Genomic DNA, 24,964 nt, shown 5'->3' with positions numbered 1-24,964 from the left:
CTTAGCCGACCCAGGGCCCTGTGTAGTCGGCGTAGAGCTTCGCCGGATCGGGCCGCGGCCGCTCGGGCGCCGGCCCCTGGTAGGAGCCGATATGGACGAAGCCGATGACGCGCTCCTGTGGCGACAGCCCGAGGATCGCCCTGCCCTCGGGAACGTCGGAATACCAGTTGCTGATCATGTTGGTGCCATAACCCAGCGCGTTGGCCGCGATCATCAGATTCATAGCCGCCATTGCGCCCGACAGGAACATCTCCCATTGCGGGATCTTGGGGTTCTCCCGCGGCACCGACACCACTCCGATCACCAGCGGCGCGCGCGAGAAGCGCGCCAGTTCCTGGTTGCGGCGCCCCTCCGGCAGCGGCCCTTCGCGTTGCTCGGCAAGCGCCGCGAGCTTCTTGCCGATCTCGAGCCGCGCTTCGCCACGGTAGAGGATGAACCGCCAGGGCTCGAGCCGGCCGTGATCGGGAACGCGCGAGGCGGCTGCGATCATCGTGGCGATCTCCGCATCGCTCGGCGCCGGTTCCTTGAGGTCGGGTATAGGCGCGGAATTGCGGGTCAGCAGGAAGTCGATGATCGGCGACGCCATGGACGCAAGTCTCCTAGAAACATTCAATTTTGAGCTGAAGCGCGCCATCGGGAGGTCGGGCGGCTCGGGCAATGACGCATCATGCGCCGGATAAAGAGCCCTGGCGGGACGCGGCAGGCTCTTGAGCCTTGAAATTGCCACCGCCTTGGGCTTCAACGCAAGGCATGTTTGAGGGGACTCTGCGCCTTTTCGTGATCGGGCTCGTCGCCGCGCTGTTCGTGGTGCCGGTTTCGTTCGCGCTGGCCCAGAACGCCAACGACGTCGGCGATATCAAGCTGCCGGGCATTTCGAGCTATACCACGCCGAAGGGCGAGAGGTCGCTTGCGCTCGGCAATGGCGGCGCGATCACCCTTTCGGCGCAACTGACCGACAAGGGCGCCGACATCACCCGCGGCATCGTCTGGCGCGTGTTCAGGCCGGAGCCGGCCAGCGACGGCAAGTTGCCCATGGTGGCGTCCGCGCATGGCGGCACGGCGGTGTTCCAGCTCGATCCAGGCAGCTACCTTGTCCACGCCTCCTATGGACGGGCCGGCGCCACCAAGCGCATCACAGTCGGCAAGGACGCCAAGCGCGAAAGCCTTGTCCTCGACGCCGGCGGCCTGAAGCTCGACGCCGTGACGTCGGGCGGCGCGCATATCCCGCCGAAGAAGCTCCGCTTCGCGATCTATGAGGGCCAGGCCGAGGCCAATGGCGACCGCGCGCTGATCGCCCCCGACGTCGCACCCGATACGGTGGTGCGGCTGAATGCCGGTACCTACCACGTCGTCTCCACCTATGGCGCGGTCAACGCCGTGATCCGCTCCGACATCCGCGTCGAGGCTGGAAAGCTGACGGAGGCGACCGTCGAGCACCGCGCGGCCGAGATGACGATGAAGCTGGTGCGCGAGGCCGGTGGCGAAGCCATTGCCGACACCTCCTGGTCGCTGCTCAACGAATCCGGCGATCCGATCAAGGAAGCCGTCGGCGCCTTCGCCTCGATGGTACTGGCCGAGGGCCAGTACACCATCATCGCCAAGAACCGCGACCGCATCTATCAGAAGGATTTCACGGTGGTCGCCGGTCAGAACCAGGAAATCGAGGTCGTGGCGAACGAATCGTCCGCCATCGATCCCGAGGAAGGCGCGGACTGACGGCTCAAGGCGTCAGGACTTCTTAATCGAAATGATAGTTCAGCCCGATGCGAGCCGTCTGTTCGTGATACTTGGCTGACACGTTGAAATCGATCGGCGTGTTAGTGGCAGCCGTGAAGGACCGCTTGCCAAGGTCGACGTAAAGATATTCGGCCTTCACGCTCCAGTTCGGCGCCAGCATCGTTTCGACGCCGGCTCCCACCGCCCAGCCGGCATGTGTCCCGGAGGCGGTATGATCGCCGCAGATGGTTGCATCAGGAATACAGCCGGCGGTTACGTCGACCTCGCTGTAGCTTAGGCTGGTTTCGCCGAAGGCAAGACCGCCCGTTGCATAGACGAGCCATTGCGGATCGACGAGGTAACCTGCCCGACCGCGCAGCGTTCCGAACCAATCGATCTTCTTTTCGACGCTCGTGCTTGTCGTGTCGAAAAATTCCGGGAACCTTGCTTCCGACTTCGATCCACTGATGCCTGAGGCCTGCAGATCCGCCTCGATGCCAACAACCCAGCCGGATGGCAGCTGCCAGTTGTAGCCGGCCTGACCGCCGCCGATCACACCCTGAGCCGAAGGGGATATGGCCGAAGGAAAGGAGCCAGAAGCAATGATGTCGTCCAGGAAATCCTGCAGCTCCGGGACATCAGTGCTTGGCGACAAACCGACCTTGCCCGAATCCCAGCCATAGCCGAGATTGGCGCCTATATATGCGCCACTCCATGAGGGAGTGGCATCGCCCGCATTGGCGCAACCAACGTTGATGAAGACTGACGCGCCCAAGGCCAGGCTCGTCAATACAAGTGTCTTCGCAATATTCATCGATTTGCCCCAAACCCAAACCTTTGATAGCAAATCGCACAACCTATGACTGTGGCCGTTTGGCTACAGTCGCATTAATATCCACCAAGTATTCAAGCAGAAGCTAAAGTACCGTCCGTTTGAAAGCCAACTAATGTTGGCAGGTCAAGCCGCCTTGCGCATCCGCTTCGGCAGGAACGGCACGCGCCCACGCTGCGCAGCCGGCGTCGCAAGGTCGAAGACCGCGCGATAGAGGCGATCGAGCAGCGCCTTGCGGTCGCGCAGCGGCTCGAGGTCGCTCCATCTCAGCACGACGCCGATGCGCACCTCGATCGCCTTGCCCGACAGGCGGGCGAACTCGCGGATGAGCAGTGAGGTGCGCAGCGTCAGCGATGCCTTGCCGATGAACTTCGCCACGCGGTTGTCGCGCTCGGCCATGTTCATCGGGCCGCTGACGAGATGGAACAGGCGGCCGTTCTGGCCGGAGAAATGCATCGGAATGACCGACGCCTTGGCGTCCTGGATGAGCTTGGCCGGGAACATCTTCCACGGCAGGTCGACGGCGCGGCCAAAACCCTTCGGCGCAGTGGCGACGCCGCCGGCCGGAAAGACGACGATGGTGACGCCCTCCTTCAACAACCGCACCGCTTCGTGGCGCACCGCCATGTTGTTCTTCAGCGCGTCCTTCGTCTCGGAAAAATCGATGGGCAGCGAATAGGGCTCCATCTCGCGGATCCTCAGCAGATCCTTGTGGATCATGACCCGGAATGGACGGCCCAGCTGTTCGGCGAGCGACAGCACCGCAATGCCGTCGCCGATACCGAAGGGATGGTTGGCGACGATGACCAGCGGTGTCTCCGGCAACTCGGCCGGCGGCCACTGAACGGCGTTGCGGACCTTGACGTCGATCAATTCCAGCATGCGACTGAACACGCGGTCGCCGGTTGGCACCACCTGCCGGCGCCAGAAATCATAGAGTACGGCGAAGCGGTCGCGGCCCGACAGGCCCTCGACGGAATGGATGAACCAGCGCGTCAGCACCGGTTGATGCGCATTGGCGTAGGAGAGCTCGGGAAACCGTCTTTCCCGCAGTTTCAATTTGAGCATGGCGGCTCGTTACAGGGCTGGCGTGACAGGCATATGAAAATGGCGGTGGACCGGCCACCGCCATTTCAGGACGTGCTGGTAAGTCAAGCCGCGCGACGCTTGCGATCGGGCGAAACCGCCTCCTCGGCGAGAGCCTTCACCGCATCGGCAAGCTTCAGCGATTCCTGGTCGCGGGAACCCAGCCGGCGGACATTGACGGTTTCCTCCTCGGCCTCGCGCTTGCCGCAGACGAGGATGACCGGCACCTTGGCCAGGGAATGCTCGCGCACCTTGTAGTTGATCTTCTCGTTGCGCAGGTCCGCTTCGGCGAGCAACCCGGCCGCCTTCAGCCCAGCGACGACCTTCATTGCGTACTCATCGGCATCGGAGGTGATCGTCGCCACCACCACCTGCAGCGGCGCGAACCACAGCGGGAAATGGCCGGAATAGTTCTCGATCAGGATGCCGAGGAAGCGTTCCATCGAGCCGCACACCGCGCGATGCACCATGACCGGCTGCTTCTTCTCCGAATCCGAGCCGATATAGAAGGCACCGAAACGCTCCGGCAGGTTGAAGTCCACCTGCGTGGTGCCGCACTGCCATTCGCGGCCGATGGCGTCCTTCAGCACATATTCGAACTTCGGCCCGTAGAAGGCGCCCTCGCCCGGATTGATCGAGGTCTTGATGCGGTTGCCGGAGCGCGCGCGGATCGTCTCCAGCACGTTGCTCATGATCGCCTCGGCGTGGTCCCAGGCCTCGTCGGTGCCGACGCGCTTGTCCGGCCGCGTCGACAGCTTCACGGCGACCTCGTCGAAGCCGAAATCGGCATAGGTCGACAGGATCAGGTCGTTGATGCGCAGGCACTCCGCGGCCAACTGCTCCTCGGTGCAGAAGACATGCGCGTCGTCCTGCGTGAAGCCGCGCACGCGCATCAACCCATGCAGCGCGCCCGACGGTTCGTAGCGATGCACATTGCCGAACTCCGCAAGTTTTACGGGCAGTTCGCGGTAAGACTTCAACCCGTGCTTGAAGATCTGCACATGGCCGGGACAGTTCATCGGCTTCAGCGCGAAGATGCGCTCGTCGTCGGTATCGTCGCCGGCAACAGTCACCTTGAACATCGCGTCGCGGTACCAGCCCCAGTGGCCTGACGTCTCCCACAGGCTCTTGTCCAGCACCTGCGGCGCGTTGACTTCCTGGTAGCCATGCTCGTCGAGGCGGCGGCGCATGTAGTTGACCAGGTTCTGGAACATCTTCCAGCCCTTGGCATGCCAGAAGACGACGCCCGGCCCCTCTTCCTGGAAATGGAACAGGTCCATCTCGCGGCCGAGCTTGCGGTGGTCGCGCTTCTCGGCTTCCTCCAGCAGCGTCTGGTAGGCATCGAGCTGCGCCTGGTCGGCAAAGGCGGTGCCATAGATGCGCGTCAGCATCGGGTTGTTGGAATCGCCGCGCCAGTAGGCGCCCGCCACCTTCATCAGCTTGAAGGCATTGCCGACCTGCCCGGTCGAAGCCATGTGTGGACCGCGGCAGAGGTCGAACCAATCGCCCTGCGCGTAGATCTTGATGTCCTGATCTTCCGGAATGGCGTCGATCAGCTCGACCTTGTAGCGCTCGCCCTTCTCGGCGAAGACCTTCTTAGCCTTCTCGCGCGACCAGACTTCCTTGGTGAACGGCTTGTTGCGCTGAATGATCTCGCGCATCTTCTTCTCGATCGCCGGAAAGTCGTCAGGCGTGAACGGCTCGTTCCTCGCAAAGTCGTAATAGAATCCGTTCTCGATCACCGGCCCGATGGTCACCTGCGTTCCCGGCCAGAGCTCCTGCACGGCTTCGGCCAGCACATGTGCCGCGTCATGGCGGATGAGTTCGAGCGCGCGCTGGTCGTCGCGGGTGATGATCTCGACCTTGCCCGACTTGCCGAGCGGATCGGAAAGGTCGCGCACGGTGCCATCGATCGCATAGGCCACGGCTTTCTTTGCCAGCGACTTGGAGATCGATTCGGCAAGACCGGCGCCGGTCATCGCCGCGTCGTAGTCGCGGACGGAACCATCGGGAAACGTCAGGGAAACGGAATTCAGCATCAGAGTTCTCCTATCCAGTCCCGCAAACGAGCGCGGGTGGTGAAATGCATGTCGCGGGAACGCGCTGGAGCATGCAGAGGGTTGGCCGGAGGCGCCTATCACATAGGCGCTGGCCGGCGGCAGTCTTTTATGAGGAGTTTCCGCCGCCGTAAAGCCGCAAGCCGTTCTATTTGATGAGGCCGGGCAGGTCCTTCAAGAACGCCGCCCGCGTCGCCAAGCCCTTCGGCATGTCGCCGCGCTTGGCGTCGACAACCAGCCGGGCGAACACGATGCGGCGACCATCCTTCTCGGCCCAGCCGACGAACCAGCCGAGTGACCGCTTGTTCTTGTCGAGCGCCGTGCTGCCGGTCTTGCCCTGCACGGTCCAGTCGCCTGCAGCGAAGGTCGGAAGGATCGCCTTGGTCATCTCATGCGCATCCGCCGACACCGGCATCTTGCCGGCGAGCATTCGGCGCAGGAAAGCGGCCTGCTCGACAGGCGAGATTTCGAGCGAGGAATTTATCCAGGATTGCGTGAGCCCATTGTCCGTGCCGGCATCGCCCGAGACATCTTTGTTGCCATAGCCGAATTTCGACACATAGCCGGCAAGCTTTTCGGCGCCGAGCCGCCGCGTGATCTCGCGCGAATACCAGACGATGGAATCGCGTTCCCAGATCGTCGGGTCGACGGTCTTTCGGTCGCGCTTCACGGCGTTGAACTCGGGCTTGTAGTCCCAGCTCGGCGTGTGCTGGTCGCTCAGGATTCCGGCATCATAGCCGATCAGCGCCAGAGGCACCTTGAAGGTGGACGCCGGGCTGACGCGCTGGTCGCACACACCATCCTGGTAAAGCGTCGCGCCGCTCGTCGCATCCTGGATCAGCGTGCAGTGGATGTCCTCGAGCGGTGCCGATTGCGCCCGCATCGGCAGGCCGAGCATCCAAGCCAGAAGGAACAAAATAACGGCGATAAAGAAGGGGTAGCGGTCCATCTGGCGCATGCGAAGCTCACTCTTGGAAGGAATTGCGGAGAGCGGCTTAGCGAGGCGTCTTGTCTCGATTTTGTCTCAAATTCGCAGTGTTTGTGCAGGCTGTCGTTAACCCTACCGGATCGTAAACGAAGCCGCGAAAACGCCGATGCGATCAGCCGTCGGCCTCACGGCTTTTCCTGCCGATCCGCCAGTAGCGCCACGGCATGAACCAGACATAGCGCGCCGCAAGCGTCTCCGGCACCCGGTCGATGCCATGCGTCCCGAAAGGCCCGCAGCGAGAAACCCGGAACAGCGCCATCCAGCCGCCGGCCCACAGGCCATGGCGGGCGATCGCTTCATGCGCGTATTCGGAGCAGGTCGGCAGATGCCGGCAATTGTTGCCGACGAAGCCGGAGAGCGTCAGTTGGTAGAGACGCACGAGCGACGTGCCGAGTAGACGGCCCGGCGTCTTGCGCCAGGGTCCCGCCCAGTTGCGCCCGCGCTGGATAGGCCGGGCGCTGTGCATATGCCCATCGTGGTCAGCCAGCCGTTTTACTCCGCAGTGTTTCGCTGCGCGATAGATGTGGGCTGCGGACCCCGAACGCAATGTTCTTTTGCCATCATGGCCTGGTGCGGCGGATGGGATGCCTGTCGGTCCACGGTGCATGATGCAAGGAAGCATCTGAATGATCACGGCAACAGCGGCTGCGCGAGGCTTCGCCACGCCACTGAAAGGTGGCTATCCGCATGACGTCGTTCAAAATGGCCAGGAACTGGTTCATGGCAGTGCTCCTTTGGGCACTGATTAGACTGCCGCTGGCCTTCGTCTTCAAACGAGTATAATTTCCGCATCGGATAACTTGAGGTTATGCGAGAATGAAGCGTGGCCGGCTGCCATTGACGGCGCTGAGAAGCTTCGAAACCGCCGGCCGGCACTTGAGCTTCAGCCGCGCGGCCGAGGAGCTCTATGTCTCGCAGGCTGCGATAAGCCGGCAGATCCGTGAGCTCGAAGCCTTCCTCCGTCAGCCGCTGTTTCTCCGCCTCCATCGCCGCGTCGAACTGACCGATGCCGGCCGCCGGCTGCTCGACCAACTAGTGAGGAGCTTCGACGACATCGACCGGGTGCTGTCGGAACTGGCGACCACGCCGGCGCAGTCGATGGTGCGCGTTAGCGTCGAACCCTCGCTTGCCGCGGTATGGCTGGTGCCGCGGCTCAACCGCTTTCGCCAGTTGCGTCCCGATATCGATGTCTCCCTGGACGTCGATCCGAGATTGATCGAGTTCCGCAGCGACCAGCCTGAGCTTGCCTTGCGCTTCAGCCCGCGCGCGACCTCGTGGCCGCGCAGCGATGCCGAGCGCCTGGCCTCGACCGTCGATTCACCCGTCCTGTCGCCGGCGCTGCTGGCATCCGGCCCTCCTTTGGACAAGCCGGTCGACCTTCGCCGCTACACGCTGCTGCATGAGGAAAATCGCCAGAGCTGGGCGCGCTGGTTCGAGGCGGCGGGAGTGCCGGCCGACGCGGTGCCCGCGCGCGGCCCGATGCTCGCCGACGCCTCGCTCTCGAAGCAGGCGGCATTGCTCGGCCATGGCGTGGCGCTCGGCGATCTCTTGCAGATCGGCGACGAACTCGCCTCCGGCGCGCTGGTCAAGCCGTTCGACATCGACGTCGCGTCGGGCGCCTACTGGCTGGTGGCGAGAAATTTGCGGGATCTTTCCGAGCCGGCCACGGCTTTTGCCGACTGGATAAGAGGCGAGTTCGCCGCGACAAGGGGAGCGATTTAGGCGCTTGTGATCAAGCCGCCTGTCCGGCGCGCTTCTTCTCGATCTGGCCGATCGCGTCGACCACCGCGTCGAAGGTCAGCATGGTCGAGGCGTGGCGCGCCTTGTAGTCGCGCACCGGCTCCAAATATTTGAGGTCGGCGAAGCGGCCCTCCGGAGGCGCGCCGTTTTCTTTCAGCATTTTAAGCATGATGTCGCGCACCGCGCGCAGTTCATCGGCGTTCGCGCCGATCACATGCCGGGCCATGATCGAGGAGGAGGCCTGTCCGAGCGCGCAGGCCTTCACGTCATGGGCGAAATCGGTCACCACATCGCCGTCCATTTTCAAGTCGACGGTGACGGTGGAGCCGCACAATTTGGAATGCGCCCGAGCGGTCGCGTCGGGGTGGTCGAGCCGGCCGATCCGCGCGATATTTCCGGCGAAGCCCAGAATTTTCGCATTGTAGACATCGTCGATCATATTTTTCCAATCCGTCGCCGCCGAGTGAACAGGCTTTGCCGCTGTTGCGTCTTCCTTTCGCTCTGCACGAGCATATATAATGCTGGCAGCCGGGCATCGACAAGGCAACCTCAAGCCATTGTCATTGCTCATCTGTTCACGCCGCTTGCGGGCTGGAAACCGGGCGAGTTTCACCCGAAAGGTCGTGGTCCGTTCAACTCGTCCCACCTTTGAGTGGGACTACGGGAGACGCCTTTTATGGATGCCGTCATCAAGAAACTCATGCCCCCTTCCTCCTATATGGAGAAGCCCGTCACGGACCGGCCGAGCGAGGCCGAGGTCGAGGCCGCCGTGCGCACGCTTTTGCGCTGGACCGGCGACAACCCGGATCGCGAGGGCCTTGTCGACACGCCGAAGCGTGTCACCAAGGCCTTCCGCGAGATGTTCAATGGCTACGATATGTGCCCGGCCGAAGAACTTGGCCGCACTTTCGAGGAAGTGGCCGGCTATGACGATCTCGTGATCGTCAGGGACATCAAGTTCCACTCCCATTGCGAGCACCACATGGTGCCGATCATCGGCAAGGCGCATGTCGGCTACCTGCCGGACGGCAAGGTTGTCGGCCTGTCCAAGATCGCGCGCGTCGTCGACATCTTCGCGCATCGCCTGCAGACGCAGGAAGCGATGACGGCGCAGATCGCCGGCGTCATCCAGGATGTGCTCAACCCGCGCGGCGTCGCGGTCATGATCGAGGCCGAGCATATGTGCATGGCCATGCGCGGCATCCGCAAGCAGGATTCGACCACGCTCACCTCGACCTTCACCGGCGTCTTCAGGGACACACCGGAGGAACAGGTGCGCTTCGTCACCATGGTCCGCAGCTGATCGCCGGCCATCACCTCCCAAAGGCGGGTTGAGGTTCAGGTCCGGCTGAGTCGAAAGTGGTGGTTTCCGGGAACCGGAGCGGAGCGTACTTAGAGTATGTGAGCTTCGGAAGCGCGGGAGGCTGCCATGTGCAAGCCGGCCCGCCTGAGTATCAACACGTCTTTAAATCAAACAAGGACCGCCGATGTCGGCAGTGCAATTTCCCAAAGCTCCAGCAGACAAGAAGGCGCTGGAGGAAGGCACCGTCCTTTCTCCGCGCTTCGATGCCGCCGGCCTCGTTACCGTGGTCGTCACCGACGCCGGCGACCGCATGCTTTTGATGGTCGCGCATATGAACGCCGAGGCATTGGCGCTGACGCTGGAAACCGGCATCGCGCACTACTGGTCGCGTTCGCGCAATGCGCTCTGGAAGAAGGGCGAGACCTCGGGCAATTTCCAGCACGTCGTCGAGATGCGCACGGATTGTGACCAGGACGCGATATGGTTGAGCGTCAAAGTATTGGGCCACGACGCAACTTGTCACACTGGCAGACGTTCCTGCTTTTATCGGACGGTGGGGCTCAGCGACGGCAAGGCGACGCTTGCCGACGATGGCAGCAAGCCGCTGTTCGATGCGGACCAGACGTATCGGAAGCCGGTGTGAACCATTCAATATTCACAAACCACTCATATTCACTATTCTCAAACATCCTTGGTGTAGAAGGGATACGGGACAAGGGGAGATCATGATGCTCGAATGGGCGTCATTGCGCAGCAAACCTGACGTTCAGGAAGCCAACGGCCCTGCATCGTCCGGCGGTGTGCCCGACCCGAAGTCGGCGAAGAAGACAGGCATCTCGCTGGCGCTCGGCGGTGGGTGCGCCCGGGGCTGGGCCCATATCGGCGTGCTGCGCGCACTGGACGAAGCCGGCATCGAAGTATCGATGATCGCCGGCACCTCGATCGGCGCGCTGGTCGGCGGCTGCTATATCGCCGGCAAATTGGACGAGCTTGAAGAGTTTGCCAGGAGCCTCACCAAGCGGCGCCTCTTCGGGCTCCTCGATCTCAATCTGCGCGGCAGCGGCCTGTTCGGTGGCATGAAGCTCGATGCACGGCTGCGCGAGCACATGGCCGGCATTCGTTTCGAGGACCTGACAAAGCCGTTCGTCGCCGTCGCTTCCGAAATCCGCACCGGCCACGAGATCTGGCTGTCGAACGGGTCGCTGATCACCGCCATGCGCGCATCCTATGCGCTGCCCGGCGTCTTCGAGCCGGTGAACTGCAACGGCCGCATGCTGGTTGACGGCGCCCTGGTCAATCCGGTGCCGGTCTCGGTTTGCCGCGCCTATGAGCAGCCGCTCGTCGTGGCGGTAAACCTCCATTACGACCTGTTCGGACGCGCCGCGGTCATCAAGCATAGCGCGGGTGAGCTTGTCATTGAGAACGACGCGCCGCGTCCCGGCCAGGTCAATCCTCAGTATCAGCCCCACCAGACCCGTCTCGGCATCACCGGCATCATGGTCGAGGCCTTCAACATCATCCAGGACCGGATTTCGCGCGCAAGGCTCGCCGGCGATCCGCCTGATATGTCGCTGCAGCCGAAGCTCAGCCATATCGGCCTGACCGAGTTCCATCGCGCCGACGAGGCGATCCGCCTCGGCTATCAGGCGACGATGTCGCAGATCAGCGAATTGACGAGGCTGCAGACGGTGCTCGCCTGAGTTTCCTTTTGCGCAATTCCGGACGGAAACCGCTTCACACTTTTCCTGGAATTGCTTCAAGCAACCGCGGCATCCGTGATGCGGAATTGCACCGTCCGGTTGCCGTTCCAGTAATTGCCCGACAGCGAACCGGCGACATGCACGGTCTTTCCCCTGTTCTTGAACAGGAATTCGCCGAGTGCGGTGTCGACGGCGCGGAATGCGATCGCCTGGAGGTTGCCGCCGCTTTGCGACCGCAGGTCGGCGCGGATGTGGTTGGTGCCGATCGGCCGCGCGTCGGTGAGCCGGTGGCGCGGCAGCACGAACACCGGCGCGATGTGCCCGGCGCCGAACGGGCCGGCTTTCTCCAGCGCGTCGAGAAGGGAAAGCGTCGCGCCCTCGGCGGCTAAAGCGCCGTCGATCGCCAAGCTCTCCTCGCTTTGCAGCCGGAACACGTCCGCCGCTGCGCGTTCCTCGAAGAAGGCTCTGAGCGCGCCGAGCTTGGCCCGCTCGACGGTGATGCCCGCCGCCATGCCGTGGCCGCCGCCCTTGACGATCAGCCCGGCCTCGGCCGCCTCGCGCACCAGCCGGCCGAGATCGAAACCGGAGACCGAGCGCCCTGAGCCGGTGCCGATGCCGTTGGCGTTGAAGGCAATCGCGAAAGCCGGGCGGCGCGCATGCTCCTTGAGCCGCGAGGCCAAGAGCCCGACGATGCCCGGGTGCCAGCTGTTGCTGGCTGTGACGACGATGGCCGGACCGTTGCCGCCGGCAAGCTCGGCATCGGCTTCGGCGCGCGCCTGCGCCAGCATCTCCATTTCCATCTGCTGCCGTTCCTGGTTGAGGCGGTCGAGCGTCTCGGCAATGCTTGCGGCCTCGACCGGATCGTCGGTGGCCAAAAGCCGGCTGCCAAGCGCGGCATCGCCAATGCGCCCGCCGGCATTGATGCGCGGCCCGATCAGATAGGCGAGATGGAAGGTATTGATCGGCTCGCCGATGCGCGAGACCCGCGCAAGGGCCGCCAGCCCCTCATTCTTCTGCTGGCGCGCCACCTGCAGCCCCTTGACCACGAAAGCGCGGTTCACGCCGGTAAGCGGCACCACGTCGCACACCGTCGCCAGCGCGACCAGGTCGAGCAGCGAAAGCAGATCGACCGGCGCGGCGTTCGGCAACTTCTCGCGCAGCACCTTCGCCGTCTGCACCAGGCAGAGGAAAACCACGCCGGCGGCGCAAAGATACCCCTGCCCCGAAAGGTCGTCCTCCCGGTTCGGATTGACCACCGCATCGGCCGCCGCCGGCAGCGCGCCGCCGACCTGGTGATGGTCGAGCACCACGACATCGGCGCCGGCTTCTCTGGCCGCCTCGACCGATGCGGCGCTGTTGGTGCCGCAGTCGACCGTGACGATAAGCTTCGCGCCGCGTGAGATCAGCTCGCGCATGGCTTCCGGATTGGGGCCGTAGCCTTCGAAGATGCGATCCGGAATATAGATTTCGGACGGCACCGAGAAATGCGCAAGAAAGCGCTTCAGCAGCGCCGACGAAGCCGCGCCGTCGACATCGTAGTCGCCGAAGATCGCCACCTTTTCGCCGGCCACGATGGCATCCGCCAGCCGCGCCGCCGCCTTTTCCATGTCGGTCAGCGAGGCAGGATTCGGCAAAAGCTCGCGGATGGTCGGATCGAGGAAGCGCTCGGTCTGCTCGACCGTCACGCCGCGTCCGGCGAGCACCCGCGCGACGATGTCCGGCACCCCATGGCCCTGCGCGATGGCCAAGGCAGCCATGTCCTGCCGCTCGGTCAGCCGATGCTCCCAGGAGACACCGGTCGCCGACTGCCTGACATCGAGGAAGAACCGTCTTTCGCCCGTCACGCGAGGCGCCGTCTGCACATCATCCCTTGGCAGATATCAATATGCGACGGCGGTAGCAATTCCAGGAAAGCGGGCAACTAAAGGAAACTGTGGAACGGTTTTCCGTCCGCAATTGCGTCGAAGGGGCCCACGCTGCACGGAATCAAAATTTTTCCAGATCCTGGTGACGCGCCCTGATCTCGCGCACGGTGCGCGAGGACGAGCGCAGCACGATGGTGTGGGTGGTAATGAAGGTGCGGCCGAACTTCACCCCGTCGAGCAAATTGCCGTCTGTGACACCGGTTGCCGCAAACAGGACGTCGCCGCGTGCCATGTCCTGCGCGCGATAGACCCGCTTAGGATCCGAAATGCCCATCTTTTCGGCCCGCGCCACCTTCTCCGGCGTATCGAGGATCAGCCGGCCCTGCATCTGCCCACCGGTGCAGCGGAGCGCCGCCGCGGCCAGCACCCCTTCCGGCGCGCCGCCGGTGCCGAGATAGATGTCGATGCCGGTCTCGTCCGGATCGGTGGTGTGAATGACGCCTGCGACGTCGCCGTCGCCGATCAGCCGGATCGCTGCACCAGTGGCGCGCACGGCGTCGATCAGCTTGGTGTGGCGCGGCCGGTCGAGGATGCAGGCGGTGATGTCGGACACCGCGACGCCCTTGGCCTTGGCGAGGTTGGCGATGTTCTCGACCGGCGGCGCATCGATGTCGATGATCCCCTCGGCATAGCCCGGACCGATGGCGATCTTGTCCATGTAGACGTCGGGCGCGAACAGCAGGCTGCCTTTTTCCGCGATGGCGATGACGGCGAGCGCATTGGGCAGGTTCTTGGCGCAGATCGTCGTGCCTTCGAGCGGATCGAGCGCAATGTCGACGGCGAGACCTTTGCCGGTGCCGACCTCTTCGCCGATATAGAGCATCGGCGCCTCGTCGCGCTCGCCCTCGCCGATCACCACGGTGCCCTTGATGGCGAGCCGGTTGAGCTCCTGGCGCATGGCATCGACCGCGACCTGGTCGGCGGCCTTCTCGTCACCGCGACCGCGCAGCCTCGCGGCGGCGACCGCGGCCCGTTCGGTGACGCGCACGACTTCCATTGTGAAGATACGGTCGAGGCCGGTTGCGATGTTCTGGGCCATGTTCATAAATGGGCATTCCTCGTTGGTACTGCACCGGGCCTCCCGCCAGAGGCGCGCTTCTTCTGGCAAAGCTCCATGACAACGGCAAGACTTGCCCTGGCAATTTTTGAAATTGCAGTAATATCAATCGATTGAAGGCGAATTGTGACTAAGCATGTCTCCCGAAAGTGGGAACCGGTTTCGGGCCGAAGGCATGCGTCAAATCAAAATTAGCGCTATTCCGCCCGCTCGATGCGGATCACCTGCGGCTTGTCGGTCAGATGGCCGTCCTTGGTGACACCTTCGACCGCCTTGCGCACCGCGGCTTCCGTCGTCTCGTGGGTGACAAGGATCACCGTCTTCTGCGCCTCGATTTCCGGCCCAGCTGCTTGCTGCACGATCGATTCCAGCGAAATGTCGTTGTCGGCCATGCGTTTGGCGATCGCGGCGAAGACGCCGATGCGGTCATGCACGGTAAGGCGGATGAAATAGCCGCCGGCATGGCTGCGCATCTGTGCCTTCTTGTAGGGCTTCAATTCCTTCGCCGGCCAGCCGAAGACCGGCCCGTGCTGGAAGCCCGGTCGGCTCTTGGCGATGTCGGCGATGTCGCCGACCACCGCCGAAGCCGTGGCGTTGCCACCCGCGCCGGGACCCGAGAGCAAGAGCTCGCCCAGAATGTCGGTCTCGATCGCCACCGCATTGGTGACGCCGTGCACTTGCGCGATGACCGATGCCGTCGGCACCATGGTCGGGTGCACGCGCTGCTCGATGCCGCTGTCTGTGCGCTGGGCGACGCCGAGCAGCTTGATGCGGTAGCCGAGCTCGGCCGCCGCGCGGATGTCGGCCTGGGTGATGTTGGAGATGCCTTCCATATAGATGTCGTTGGCGGCGATCCTCGTGCCGAAGGCAAGGCTGGTCAGGATCGACAGCTTGTGCGCCGTGTCGTGGCCCTCGATGTCGAAGGTCGGGTCGGCTTCGGCATAGCCCAGCCGCTGCGCGTCCTTGAGGCAGGCGTCGAAGGAGATGCCTTCGGCCTCCATGCGGGTCAGGATGTAGTTGCAGGTGCCGTTGAGGATGCCGAAGACGCGGGTGACCTGATTGCCGGCCATCGCCTCGCGCATCGTCTTGATGACCGGTATGCCGCCGGCCACGGCCGCCTCGTAGTTGAGCAGCACGCCCCTCTTCTCGGCGATCTCAGCGAGCTGCACGCCATGCTTGGCCAAGAGCGCCTTGTTGGCGGTGACGACATGGCGGCCGGCCTCGAGCGCCGCCTTCACCGATGCCCGCGCTGGTCCCTCGTCGCCGCCGATCAATTCGACAAAGACATCGATGTCGGCTCTCTCGGCCATCTGCGCGGCGTCGTCGAACCATTTGGCGGCGCTGAGATCGACGCCGCGGTCGCGCTTCGGGTCGCGCGCCGAGACGGCGGTGACGACGATGTCGCGGCCGCACTGGCGGGTGAGTTCGGCGGCCTTTTCGTTGAGCACGCACGCCACCGAGGCGCCCACCGTGCCAAGGCCGGCAATTCCAACACGCAACGCTTCAGCCATGTCCGGCGACGCCCCTCAAAGATCGATCGGTGTGATGTGCGGCAAGCTTATCGGTGGGCCGAAAGCGGCACAACATTGTTGGGCTGCTTGGCGGTCGCGGCCAGGAAGCGCTTGATGTTGCGCGCCGCTTGCCTGATCCGGTGCTCGTTCTCGACCAGCGCCACGCGGACGAAGTCGTCGCCGTGCTCGCCGAAGCCGATGCCCGGCGCCACCGCCACGTCGGCATGCTCGATGAGCAGCTTGGAGAATTCGAGCGAGCCGAGCTGGCGGAACTGCTCCGGGATTGGCGCCCAAGCGAACATCGAGGCCGCGGGCGCGGGAATGGTCCAGCCGGCGCGGGTAAAGGAATCGACCATTACGTCGCGCCGCTTGTGGTAGACCTCGCGCACCTCCTCGATATCGGCGCCGTCGCCGTTCAGCGCATGCGCCGCCGCCACCTGGATCGGCGTGAAGGCGCCGTAGTCGAGATAGGACTTGACCCGGGTCAGCGCCGCGATCAGCCGCTCGTTGCCGACCGCGAAACCCATGCGCCAGCCGGGCATGGAGAAGGTTTTCGACATCGAGGTGAACTCGACGCAGACGTCGATCGCGCCCGGCACCTGCAGCACCGAGGGCGGCGGGTTGCCGTCGAAATAGATCTCCGAATAGGCAAGATCGGACAGGATGATGATGTCGTTCTTCTTCGCGAAGGCGACCACGTCCTTGTAGAAATCGAGCGAGGCGACCAACGCGGTCGGGTTCGACGGGTAGTTGAGGATCAGCGCCAGCGGCTTCGGGATCGAGTGGCGGATGCCGCGCTCGACCGCCGGGATGAAGCCGTCATCGGGCTCCACCTGCAGCGAGCGGATGACGCCGCCCGACATGATGAAGCCGAAGGCGTGGATCGGATAGGTCGGATTGGGGCACAGGATGACGTCGCCGGGCGCGGTGATCGCCTGCGCCATGTTGGCGAAGCCCTCCTTCGAACCCAGCGTCGCCACCACTTGCGTGTCGGGATTGAGCTTCACGCCGAAGCGGCGCTGGTAGTAGGCGGCCTGGGCGCGGCGCAGGCCCGGAATGCCGCGTGAGGAGGAATAGCGATGCGTGCGCGGGTCGCGCACCACTTCGCATAATTTGTCGACGATGGCCTTCGGCGTCGGCAGGTCCGGATTGCCCATGCCAAGGTCGATGATGTCGGCTCCGCGCGAGCGGGCGCTGGCCTTCAGCCGGTTGACCTGCTCGAACACATAAGGCGGAAGCCGGCGGACCTTGTGAAATTCTTCCATTGGAGTTCCAGACGGTGAAAGTTTCGGCGCGCGATATAGACCTAATTGCAGTTAGGGTCGAGGGCGGGATCGCATTTGGCCTCGATCTGCTTCAGCGTGTCGTCGCCATGCGTCCTGGCGAGCGTGCTGAGCGCGGCCGTGTCGGGGGCTGGTTTCGCGCTGCCGCCCTTGGCAAGCTGCGCCTGCTGCTCGGCCTTGAGCTCGCCGAGCCTGGCGGCGGTCTCTTCCTTGGACAGTTGCTTGGCGGCCACCTGCGGCCGAATGTTGAGGTTCGGATAGGAGCCGGTGTCCTTCGGTCCCGCGGTCAGCGCCGTCGGCGCCGAATTGTTGGTGTTGCTGGTGGCGCAACCGCCCGTAAGCAACGGCGCGCACAGCACCGCGGCCGCGACAGCGATGCGGCAAATCGAACCGACGCCGAGAAAATAAGTCCCGCCAACATTAATCGTCATATTGTTTTCCTGGCAGCCGGGTTAGAGCGTGTTGGACCCGGTCAGATGTCCCATGGTAATATGTCAAGAAAACGCTCCGGGAGGAACCCCGCGAACCATGTCCAAAGCGCCCGATTCGGACAAAGCGGAAAATGGCGGACCTTCGACCGTCGAGCAATATCTGGTGAAAGACCCCGAGCGTTTCGCGTTGAACATGGCGCGCATGATCGAGCAGGCCGGCAAGGCAGCCTCCGCCTGGGCCGAGCCGCGCGAGAAGGGTGAGGTGCGCGACCATGTCGCCGAGCCCGTGGTCGACATGGTCAAGACCTTCTCCAAGCTCTCGGAATACTGGCTGGCCGATCCGCAGCGCGCTTTGGAAGCGCAGACGCGGCTCTTCGCCGGCTACATGACGGTCTGGGCGAACGCCATCCAGAGGGTCAGCCCCAACGCCGAAGCCCCCGAGGACGCGGTCAAGCCCGAGCGCGGCGACAAGCGCTTCCAGGACCCGGAATGGGGCCGCAACGCCTTCTTCGATTTCCTGAAGCAGGCCTATCTCGTCACCTCGCGCTGGGCCGCGGACCTCGTCGAGCATGCCGAGGGCCTGGACGAGCACACCCGCCACAAGGCGAGCTTCTACGTCAAGCAGGTCTCCAACGCGATCGCGCCGTCGAATTTCATCCTGACCAATCCGGAACTGTTCCGCGAGACCGTCGCCTCCAACGGCGAGAACCTGGTGCGCGGCATGAAGATGCTGGCCGAGGACATCGCCGCCGGCAGGGGCGACCTGAAGCTGCGCCAGGCGGATTACGCGCCATTCGAGATCGGCAAGAACATCGCCACGACGCCCGGCAAGGTGATCGGCCGCAGCGACGTCGCCGAGATCATCCAGTACGACCCGGCGACGGAGACGGTGCTGAAGCGCCCCCTGCTCGTCTGCCCGCCCTGGATCAACAAATACTACATTCTCGACCTCAACCCGCAGAAATCCTTCATCCGCTGGGCGATCGAGCAGGGCCACACGGTCTTCGTCATCTCCTGGATCAACCCGGACGAGCGCCACGGCGCCAAGGGTTGGGAGGCCTATATCCGCGAAGGCCTGCAGTTCGGCCTCGACATGGTCGAAAAGGCGACCGGCGAGAAGGAGGTCAATTCGATCGGCTATTGTGTCGGCGGCACGCTGCTGGCGGCGGCACTTGCGCTTCTGGCGCAAGAAGGCGACCACCGCATCAAATCGGCGACCTTCTTCACCACCCAGGTCGACTTCACCTATGCCGGCGACCTGAAGGTTTTCGTCGACGAGGACCAGGTTGCCGCGGTCGAGCGCTCGATGAGCGAGAAGGGCTATCTCGAAGGCACCAAGATGGCGACCGCCTTCAACATGCTGCGCTCCGGCGACCTGATCTGGCCCTATGTCATCAACAACTACATGCGCGGCAAGGACCCCCTGCCCTTCGACCTGCTCTATTGGAACGCCGATTCGACCCGCATGGCGGCGGCCAACCATTCCTTCTATCTGCGCAATTGCTATCTCGAGAACAATCTCTCGCGCGGCACGATGGAGCTTGCCGGCCGCACCGTCTCGCTGGCCGACATCACGATCCCCGTGTACAACCTGGCCACGAAAGAGGACCACATCGCGCCGGCGCTCTCGGTGTTCCTCGGCTCGCGCTATTTCGGCGGCGACGTCGAATACGTCATGGCGGGCTCCGGCCACATCGCCGGCGTCGTCAATCCGCCGGCGGCGCATAAATACCAGTTCTGGACGGGCGGCAGACCGGTGGGCGATTTCAACACCTGGTTCGCTGGGGCGCACGAGCATGCTGGTTCGTGGTGGACGCACTGGCAGCACTGGATCGAAAGCCAGGACAATGTGCATGTGCCGGCCCGCAAACCGGGCAAGCGTATGAAAACCTTGGGCGATGCGCCGGGCACCTATGTCAAGGTGCGTGTGTAACGGACTGTAATGTCTGGTGAGTTGACGGCCCGCCAAAACAGGGCGAAATGGTTGCGTTAATCGTTTTCGCAGCCTCGGTTCGCCTTCAGACGCAGCATAAATCCGAGGCTTGCGGATTGACGCATATCCCGTTTCCGGTTCGGGAACAGGAGGTCGTCGCCAGGGGCACTGGAGCGCCACGGCGATGATGAACGGACCGGATACTGAGGGGGAATTCTATTTTGAAACCAGCAGGTTGGCGTCTCGCGCGAAGGGAAAGCCGCAGCATTGTGGCAGCGCTTTTCTCCGTGCTTCTGGCCTCCTGCACCTCGACCGGCGACCCGACGATGTCGGTCGTCACGCCGGCCTACAATTCAACCGCCACCGAGATGAGCGCGGCGTCCGGCGCCACGGCGGCGGCCTCGGCCGATTCGACCCAGCAGGTGGCGTCGGCCACCCCGGAGACGGCATCGACCGTGATGAGCGAGGACGACAAGCCGCTGCCGGAAAAGATTGCTTATGTGCCGGAGACCCGGCCCGGTGCCGCCGCTTTCCCCGCCGTCGCCGTGCCTGACGGCGCCAACACGATTGCAGGCAACACGCCGCAACCGCTGGTACAGCCGGCGCAGACGACCGACGAGACGAAAGCCGCCGCCGAGAAGGTCGCTGCCGGCGACGCTACTGCGGTCGCATCGCAAGCGCAGGCGACCACGCAAGCCATGAACAATGGCGTCTATGTCACGGCGGGCGAGCCTCAGCAGCAGCCGATCGCCGCGCCGAAGAAGGGCCTGTTCGCCTCGCTGTTCAGCACCACGCCGGCTTCCGCGGCGCCCGCGCCGCTGATCAACAACGCGCGCTCCGGCGACCAGCCTGCCGCCCAGGGCAAGACCACGCCGCCGCCTGCCAAGCCGATCGTGACGCTCGCCTCCGCGACGCCGGGCGACAAGCCGGTGCAGCTCGCGTCCCTCGGCGACGATAGCGGCAACCACATCACCGGCGCCGATGCCTTGCCCGGCGTGCGCCAGACGGCGCTGTTCGAGATCAAGCGCAAGTCCGGCATCGACGACGAAAGCGACGTCGACCTCAACGAGGACGAAGGCGGCGGCTCCTATCAGGTGGCGTCCGCCGCCGGCATGGCGAGGCTCGCGCCCAACGGCCTCTTGAAGCAAAACGAAAGCGTCGACGTCGCCTGCCTCAAGCCGTCGCTGGTGCGCGTGCTGAAGACGATCGAGGGCCATTTCGGCCGCAAGATGGTCGTCACCTCCGGCTATCGCGATCCCTCGCGCAACCGCCGCGCCAACGGTGCCAAGAACTCGCTGCACATGTACTGCGCCGCCGCCGACATCCAGTTGCCCGGCGTCTCCAAGTGGGAGCTGGCGAGCTATGTACGCTCGATGCCCGGCCGCGGCGGCGTCGGCACCTACTGCCACACCGAATCGATCCACGTCGACGTCGGCCCCGAGCGCGACTGGAACTGGCGCTGCCGCCGGCGCGGCGGCGGTGGTGACGGCTGAGCCTCGACAGTCGGCGGCCCACCGCCTTCGTTGCGACGAACCTCGCAGTGCCAAACGTTGGCGATTAGCCGAAGCCCCTCCGAACTTCGTCATCCACGGGCGAAGCGAACGCGAAGACCCGAGGATCCATTCCGTGATCTTGGCCGAAGAATGCAGCCGAGCAGAATTCTGCACCGCTGCAACGCTTCTAGGTAACGGAATGGATTCTATGGTCTGCGCCGCGTCGCTACGCTCCTTGCTCCGCCATAGAATGACGACCTCGAGTGGCGTTCCAGCCAATCTCCAAGGATGCACGAGCAACTGGGCGCCGCAAACCGTGTCATGACTCGCCAAAATCGTCCTTTTTGCCACGCTTGAAAAAAGTTGTCGCATGTGGCTGCGCATGGGTTGCCGGTTGCGAACAACGCAATTATAAGCCGCTTCGTCTGAGCGCGCCCATCGTCTAGCGGTTAGGACACCGCCCTTTCACGGCGGTAACAGGGGTTCGATTCCCCTTGGGCGTACCAGATTTTTCCACGAGAATACGAAATCGACAACGGGCACGAGATCATCTGTATCGAGTGTAGGCGAAAACACGCCGTTAACCTCGTTCGCAAGTGGCAGTATGTCGGCCTCAACCCGAAAGGGTAGAATTATACACGCTCTCAGCCGTGGAGGCGCGGAGATGAACTTGGCCCGGATAGCGCTCTTGTGCACGGCCATGATCAGCCTGGCAGGACTGCAGGCTGTCCGTGCTGAGGATCAGCCTGCTACCCAAAGCGGTGAAGCGGCGCAAGAACAGCCGGCAGTGCACTGCGAGGGGCAAAATTGCCTGCCCCCGAAGGACAACCCTGTCCAGGAGTGCAAGGGGCAAGATTGCACGCCGGCGCCAGCAACTGACAAACCGCCGGCTCCGGTGATTGAACAGGTCAAATAAGCAACCTCAATGGCGCCGATTCCATTAGGAAACGGCGTCGAAAACCACCGTCTGCAGCAACCCTCCCCCCTGCCGGTTCTCCAGCCTGATCGTCCCGCCATAGCGCTCGATGATCTCCTTGGCGATCGCAAGCCCCAATCCCGCCCCTGGAATGAACTGCGTGCGCGCCGGATCGGCCCGGAAGAATGGCTCGAACGCCTTATTCAAGAGGTCCGGCGGGATGCCGGGGCCACGGTCGGCGATGGTGAGAACCGCCTGGCCGTTCAGCGCGGTAAGCGCGACGACGCAGCCCCTGCCATGCGTGGCGGCATTGACGATCAGGTTGCGCAGCGCGCGGCGCAGGCCGAGCGCCCCGGCCTTGACCGAGACCCAGTCGAGGTGGTCGATCGACACCGCATGACCGAGGGACGTCATCTCGGTCTCGATATCGCGGATCAGCCTGTCCAGTTCCACCGCCTCCACCGCGTCCTGGTTCACCTCCTCGCGCACCAGGCGGATGGCGCTGTCGGCGATGCGGTCGAGCTCGTCGAGATCGTGCAGCCATTTCTCGCGGTCCTCGTCGAGAAATTCGGCGCGCAGCCGCATCCTGGTCATCGGCGTCCTGAGGTCGTGGCCGGCAGCCGCGACCAGGCGCATGCGGCTTTCCATGGTGGTTTTCAGCCTGGCAGAGAGCTGGTTGAGGGCGTGCGCGGTGGCCCTGACCTCTGCGGATCCCTCCTCCGGAACCGTCGCCAGCACGCCGTCCGGGCCGATCTTGCCGACCGCGGTCTCCAGCATTTCGAGCGGGCGCACCAGCACCGCTGTGAAATAGATCGCGACGCCAGTGGCGCCGAGCACGATGAGGATGATCCAGCCCGAGAGCACGAACCAGGCATCCCTCGGCGGGCCGAAGTCCGGCACGTCGACGATCATCCATCGATTACCGGGCAGCGAGACCGAGGCGACCATGCCGGGCCGGTCCGGATTGCGGCTGACGATAGCCGAAAGGTCCAGGCCGTCGCGATGCAGGATTTCGTTGAGCACCTGCGTGTGCTTGGGGTCCTCGAAACCGTCGGCGCGATGGTCGCTGACGGTGATCGGGGCCGCGCCGGCGCCCGCCGGATGGCCAGGAACCAGCTGCACCATCAGCTGGATCTGGCGCGCGACTGGCCCCATGCTCCGTTCAGGGGAAGGCCCGCCCAGCACCTTGATGGCGACGATCGTGGCGAGCCCGACGACGCCGACGATCGAGACCACCAGCAGGACGATCAGCCGCCTGCGCAGCGACCTCATGGTTCGGTCTCCGCGGTTTCGACGCGCGCGGTGAGCTGATAGCCGCCATTGCGCACGGTCTTGAACAGGTTCTCCTCGCCGGCATCGGCGAATTTCCGCCGCAGCCGGCTCATCAGCACGTCGACGGAGCGCTCGAGCGGATCGCGCTCGCGCCCTTGCGTCAGGTCGAGCAGTTGGTCGCGCGACAACAGCCGCCCGGGCCGGTCGAGAAAGACCTGCAACAGGTCGAATTCCGCACCGGTGAGATCGACGATCTCACCGTCGGTATCCACCACCTTGCGCGTGTCGGGCTCCAGCCGGTAGCCGGCGAAATGGTAGACGCGCACCTTGGGCGGCGCGGCTTCTTCCGGTGCGGAGCGCCTCAGCACCGCGCGGATGCGCGCCGAGAGCTCGCGCGGATTGAACGGCTTGCCGAGATAGTCGTCGGCGCCGAGCTCCAGGCCGATGATGCGGTCGACATCCTCCTTCAGCGCCGTCAGTAGAATGACCGGAATATGCGGCTTGCGGTCGCGCAAGCTGCGGCAGATGTCGAGCCCGGAGCCGTCCGGCAGCATGACGTCGAGCACGATCAGGTCGAACTGGCCGGTGGCGAGCTTTTGCTCGCACTCGCGCCGGTCGGCCGCCACGGAGACTCTGAACCCCTGCCCGTCGAGATAACGCCCGAGCAGCGTCCTGATCTCGCGATCGTCGTCGACGACAAGGATATGGGATTGTGCCTGCATGTCTGCCCGCTTGCCTTTATGCCTGGGATTATAGGGAGAGCCGCCGCCAAGCGGCACGGAAAATTGCAACGGAATGTTTCCGCGGGGACGACGGAAACATTCGGAAACAAATCTCCTTTTTGCGGAAACCTTCGGCAACGCGCCGAAGCAAAGCGGCAAAAAACGCTTCCTATCCTCCCGCCATCCGAAGCGTGAGAAGAAAGGATCACGTCATGCGAAGCAGACTTTTGGCGCTCGGCCTGTTCTCGGTCGCGGCCATCCATCCCGTGCTGGCCGCCCAGCCCGACCCTGGCTCGGCATCCGGTGACGAGGCGCCGGCGATCACCCGGCAGGACGATGCAGGCCCAGGCCCGATGCCCTGGCCCGGCCCGCATGGCCCGATGCGGCACGGCCCGCAGGGGCCGGAGGGTTTCGGCTTCCGCCGCATGGGACCGCCGCCGCCGGAAATGCTTGCCGCCCGGCTTTCGGCGCTCGAAACCCGCATCGGCATCCGCTCCGAGCAGCTCGATGCCTGGCGCGACTACACCAGCGCGCTGCAGGCGGTGCTGGCGCCGCCGCGGTTCGGTCGCGGCCCCGGCGCTCCCGGCGGTCCTGAAGCAGGTGGGTCGCCTCCCCCCGGCGGCCCGGATCAGGCGCAGCGCGACCCCTTCGCCTTCCAGGAGCGACTGGCTGACGAGGTCACCAAACGCGCCGCTTCGGCCGCTAAGCTGAAGGACGCCATTGCCGCGCTGCGCAGCAAGCTGACGCCCGAACAAATCGAAATCCTCGCTTCGGCGGATCGGCCGCTCGGCCCGCCCCCCGGTCCATGGGGCAATCCGCCGGACGATGCAGCCGGCCCCGGAGGTCCGCATGAACATGGCGGGCAGCTCCAGCCACCCCTACCCCGGAATGGCGAGCAACTCTGACCGGCTGCGCCGGCCGGCCCGTTGACTCACCCGTTCACGGGCCGGCCGGTTTTTTTCGAATTGGCAATGCCCCGCGCGGTCGCGACGAGCGCAT

The 24,964-nt window shown here is 64.1% G+C and carries 22 protein-coding genes and 1 tRNA gene; 9 read left to right on the top strand and 14 right to left on the bottom strand.

The annotated features are described in order from the left end of the window. Nucleotide 1: 1 nt before the first annotated feature. Nucleotides 2-586 (bottom strand): nitroreductase family protein, encoded by a 585-nt coding sequence (locus ABID26_RS21835; RefSeq protein WP_292300495.1) that lies wholly within the window; start codon nucleotides 584-586, stop codon nucleotides 2-4. A 164-nt stretch (nucleotides 587-750) separates the two neighbouring features. Between ABID26_RS21835 and ABID26_RS21830 the strand changes: the two genes are divergently transcribed. After that, nucleotides 751-1,716, top strand: coding sequence for a hypothetical protein (locus ABID26_RS21830; RefSeq protein ID WP_292300497.1), 966 nt, complete (start codon nucleotides 751-753; stop codon nucleotides 1,714-1,716). Nucleotides 1,717-1,738: 22 nt separating this feature from the next. Here ABID26_RS21830 and ABID26_RS21825 read toward each other — a convergent pair whose 3' ends face one another. The 5 genes from ABID26_RS21825 to yidD all read right to left on the bottom strand — a co-directional run bounded on the left by ABID26_RS21825 (nucleotide 1,739) and on the right by yidD (nucleotide 7,145). Next, on the bottom strand, nucleotides 1,739-2,530 hold the full coding sequence (locus tag ABID26_RS21825) for an outer membrane protein (protein ID WP_292300499.1): 792 nt from the start codon (nucleotides 2,528-2,530) through the stop codon (nucleotides 1,739-1,741). A 144-nt stretch (nucleotides 2,531-2,674) separates the two neighbouring features. Then, nucleotides 2,675-3,616, bottom strand: coding sequence for a lysophospholipid acyltransferase family protein (locus tag ABID26_RS21820; protein WP_126099828.1), 942 nt, complete (start codon nucleotides 3,614-3,616; stop codon nucleotides 2,675-2,677). An 83-nt stretch (nucleotides 3,617-3,699) separates the two neighbouring features. After that, nucleotides 3,700-5,673 (bottom strand): threonine--tRNA ligase, encoded by a 1,974-nt coding sequence (thrS, locus tag ABID26_RS21815; protein WP_292300502.1) that lies wholly within the window; start codon nucleotides 5,671-5,673, stop codon nucleotides 3,700-3,702. 166 nt (nucleotides 5,674-5,839) lie between these two features. After that, the gene (gene blaOXA / locus ABID26_RS21810; protein WP_292300504.1) at nucleotides 5,840-6,649 is read right to left on the bottom strand and encodes a class D beta-lactamase; all 810 of its coding nucleotides are present in this window, start codon (nucleotides 6,647-6,649) and stop codon (nucleotides 5,840-5,842) included. 142 nt (nucleotides 6,650-6,791) lie between these two features. After that, nucleotides 6,792-7,145 (bottom strand): membrane protein insertion efficiency factor YidD, encoded by a 354-nt coding sequence (gene yidD / locus ABID26_RS21805; protein ID WP_292300506.1) that lies wholly within the window; start codon nucleotides 7,143-7,145, stop codon nucleotides 6,792-6,794. A 350-nt stretch (nucleotides 7,146-7,495) separates the two neighbouring features. On the opposite strand from yidD, the gene ABID26_RS21800 reads away from it, so the two are divergent. After that, the gene (locus tag ABID26_RS21800; RefSeq protein WP_292344511.1) at nucleotides 7,496-8,401 is read left to right on the top strand and encodes a LysR substrate-binding domain-containing protein; all 906 of its coding nucleotides are present in this window, start codon (nucleotides 7,496-7,498) and stop codon (nucleotides 8,399-8,401) included. Between the two features lie 10 nt (nucleotides 8,402-8,411). Here the strand turns inward: ABID26_RS21800 and ABID26_RS21795 are convergent, their stop codons facing one another. Beyond that, entirely contained in the window at nucleotides 8,412-8,858 is a 447-nt protein-coding gene (locus ABID26_RS21795; protein ID WP_292300595.1) for an iron-sulfur cluster assembly scaffold protein, read from the bottom strand. Between the two features lie 237 nt (nucleotides 8,859-9,095). Here ABID26_RS21795 and folE point away from each other — a divergent pair, with 237 nt between their 5' ends. From folE to ABID26_RS21780, 3 genes are all read left to right on the top strand, one after another. After that, nucleotides 9,096-9,722, top strand: coding sequence for a GTP cyclohydrolase I FolE (gene folE, locus ABID26_RS21790; RefSeq protein WP_127428147.1), 627 nt, complete (start codon nucleotides 9,096-9,098; stop codon nucleotides 9,720-9,722). A 184-nt stretch (nucleotides 9,723-9,906) separates the two neighbouring features. Continuing rightward, a complete protein-coding gene (gene hisI, locus ABID26_RS21785; protein WP_126099822.1) occupies nucleotides 9,907-10,365 on the top strand; it encodes a phosphoribosyl-AMP cyclohydrolase in 459 nt (152 codons plus the stop codon). An 85-nt stretch (nucleotides 10,366-10,450) separates the two neighbouring features. Further along, complete coding sequence (locus tag ABID26_RS21780) at nucleotides 10,451-11,422, top strand: patatin family protein (RefSeq protein WP_292338977.1); 972 nt, start codon at nucleotides 10,451-10,453, stop codon at nucleotides 11,420-11,422. 56 nt (nucleotides 11,423-11,478) lie between these two features. On the opposite strand, the gene recJ is transcribed toward ABID26_RS21780, so the two are convergent. From recJ to ABID26_RS21755, 5 genes are all read right to left on the bottom strand, one after another. Then, nucleotides 11,479-13,266 carry a single-stranded-DNA-specific exonuclease RecJ gene (recJ, locus tag ABID26_RS21775; protein WP_292371168.1) on the bottom strand — a complete coding sequence of 596 codons (1,788 nt, stop codon included), beginning with the start codon at nucleotides 13,264-13,266 and terminating at the stop codon, nucleotides 11,479-11,481. Between the two features lie 142 nt (nucleotides 13,267-13,408). After that, a complete protein-coding gene (glpX, locus tag ABID26_RS21770) occupies nucleotides 13,409-14,392 on the bottom strand; it encodes a class II fructose-bisphosphatase (protein WP_354416302.1) in 984 nt (327 codons plus the stop codon). Between the two features lie 209 nt (nucleotides 14,393-14,601). Then, a complete protein-coding gene (locus tag ABID26_RS21765) occupies nucleotides 14,602-15,915 on the bottom strand; it encodes a homoserine dehydrogenase (protein ID WP_126099820.1) in 1,314 nt (437 codons plus the stop codon). A 47-nt stretch (nucleotides 15,916-15,962) separates the two neighbouring features. Continuing rightward, nucleotides 15,963-17,180 (bottom strand): LL-diaminopimelate aminotransferase, encoded by a 1,218-nt coding sequence (locus ABID26_RS21760; protein WP_126099819.1) that lies wholly within the window; start codon nucleotides 17,178-17,180, stop codon nucleotides 15,963-15,965. 41 nt (nucleotides 17,181-17,221) lie between these two features. Further along, a complete protein-coding gene (locus ABID26_RS21755) occupies nucleotides 17,222-17,629 on the bottom strand; it encodes a hypothetical protein (protein ID WP_189521177.1) in 408 nt (135 codons plus the stop codon). A gap of 97 nt (nucleotides 17,630-17,726) precedes the next feature. Between ABID26_RS21755 and phaC the strand changes: the two genes are divergently transcribed. The 3 genes from phaC (at nucleotide 17,727) to ABID26_RS21740 (ending at nucleotide 21,561) form a co-directional block, all read left to right on the top strand. Beyond that, on the top strand, nucleotides 17,727-19,562 hold the full coding sequence (gene phaC / locus ABID26_RS21750) for a class I poly(R)-hydroxyalkanoic acid synthase (protein ID WP_292300522.1): 1,836 nt from the start codon (nucleotides 17,727-17,729) through the stop codon (nucleotides 19,560-19,562). A 269-nt stretch (nucleotides 19,563-19,831) separates the two neighbouring features. After that, on the top strand, nucleotides 19,832-21,055 hold the full coding sequence (locus tag ABID26_RS21745) for a YcbK family protein (RefSeq protein ID WP_354416300.1): 1,224 nt from the start codon (nucleotides 19,832-19,834) through the stop codon (nucleotides 21,053-21,055). Nucleotides 21,056-21,486: 431 nt separating this feature from the next. Next, nucleotides 21,487-21,561, top strand: a tRNA-Glu gene (locus tag ABID26_RS21740). A 434-nt stretch (nucleotides 21,562-21,995) separates the two neighbouring features. Here ABID26_RS21740 and ABID26_RS21735 read toward each other — a convergent pair. Together ABID26_RS21735 and ABID26_RS21730 are read right to left on the bottom strand one after the other, a co-directional pair. Next, entirely contained in the window at nucleotides 21,996-23,243 is a 1,248-nt protein-coding gene (locus tag ABID26_RS21735) for an ATP-binding protein (protein ID WP_354416298.1), read from the bottom strand. Next, nucleotides 23,240-23,965: a response regulator gene (locus tag ABID26_RS21730; RefSeq protein WP_126099815.1), complete on the bottom strand. Its 726-nt coding sequence runs from the start codon at nucleotides 23,963-23,965 to the stop codon at nucleotides 23,240-23,242. The genes ABID26_RS21735 and ABID26_RS21730 overlap by 4 nt, the downstream gene beginning before the upstream one ends. A 212-nt stretch (nucleotides 23,966-24,177) precedes the next feature. On the opposite strand from ABID26_RS21730, the gene ABID26_RS21725 reads away from it, so the two are divergent. Next, a complete protein-coding gene (locus ABID26_RS21725) occupies nucleotides 24,178-24,870 on the top strand; it encodes a hypothetical protein (protein ID WP_354416297.1) in 693 nt (230 codons plus the stop codon). Nucleotides 24,871-24,964: the final 94 nt, after the last annotated feature.

This window comes from Mesorhizobium shonense, assembly GCF_040545255.1.
Taxonomy (GTDB): Bacteria; Pseudomonadota; Alphaproteobacteria; order Rhizobiales; family Rhizobiaceae; genus Mesorhizobium; species Mesorhizobium shonense.
Note: the sequence above shows the minus strand (reverse complement) of the source record. Positions and strands in the feature narration are given on the sequence as shown.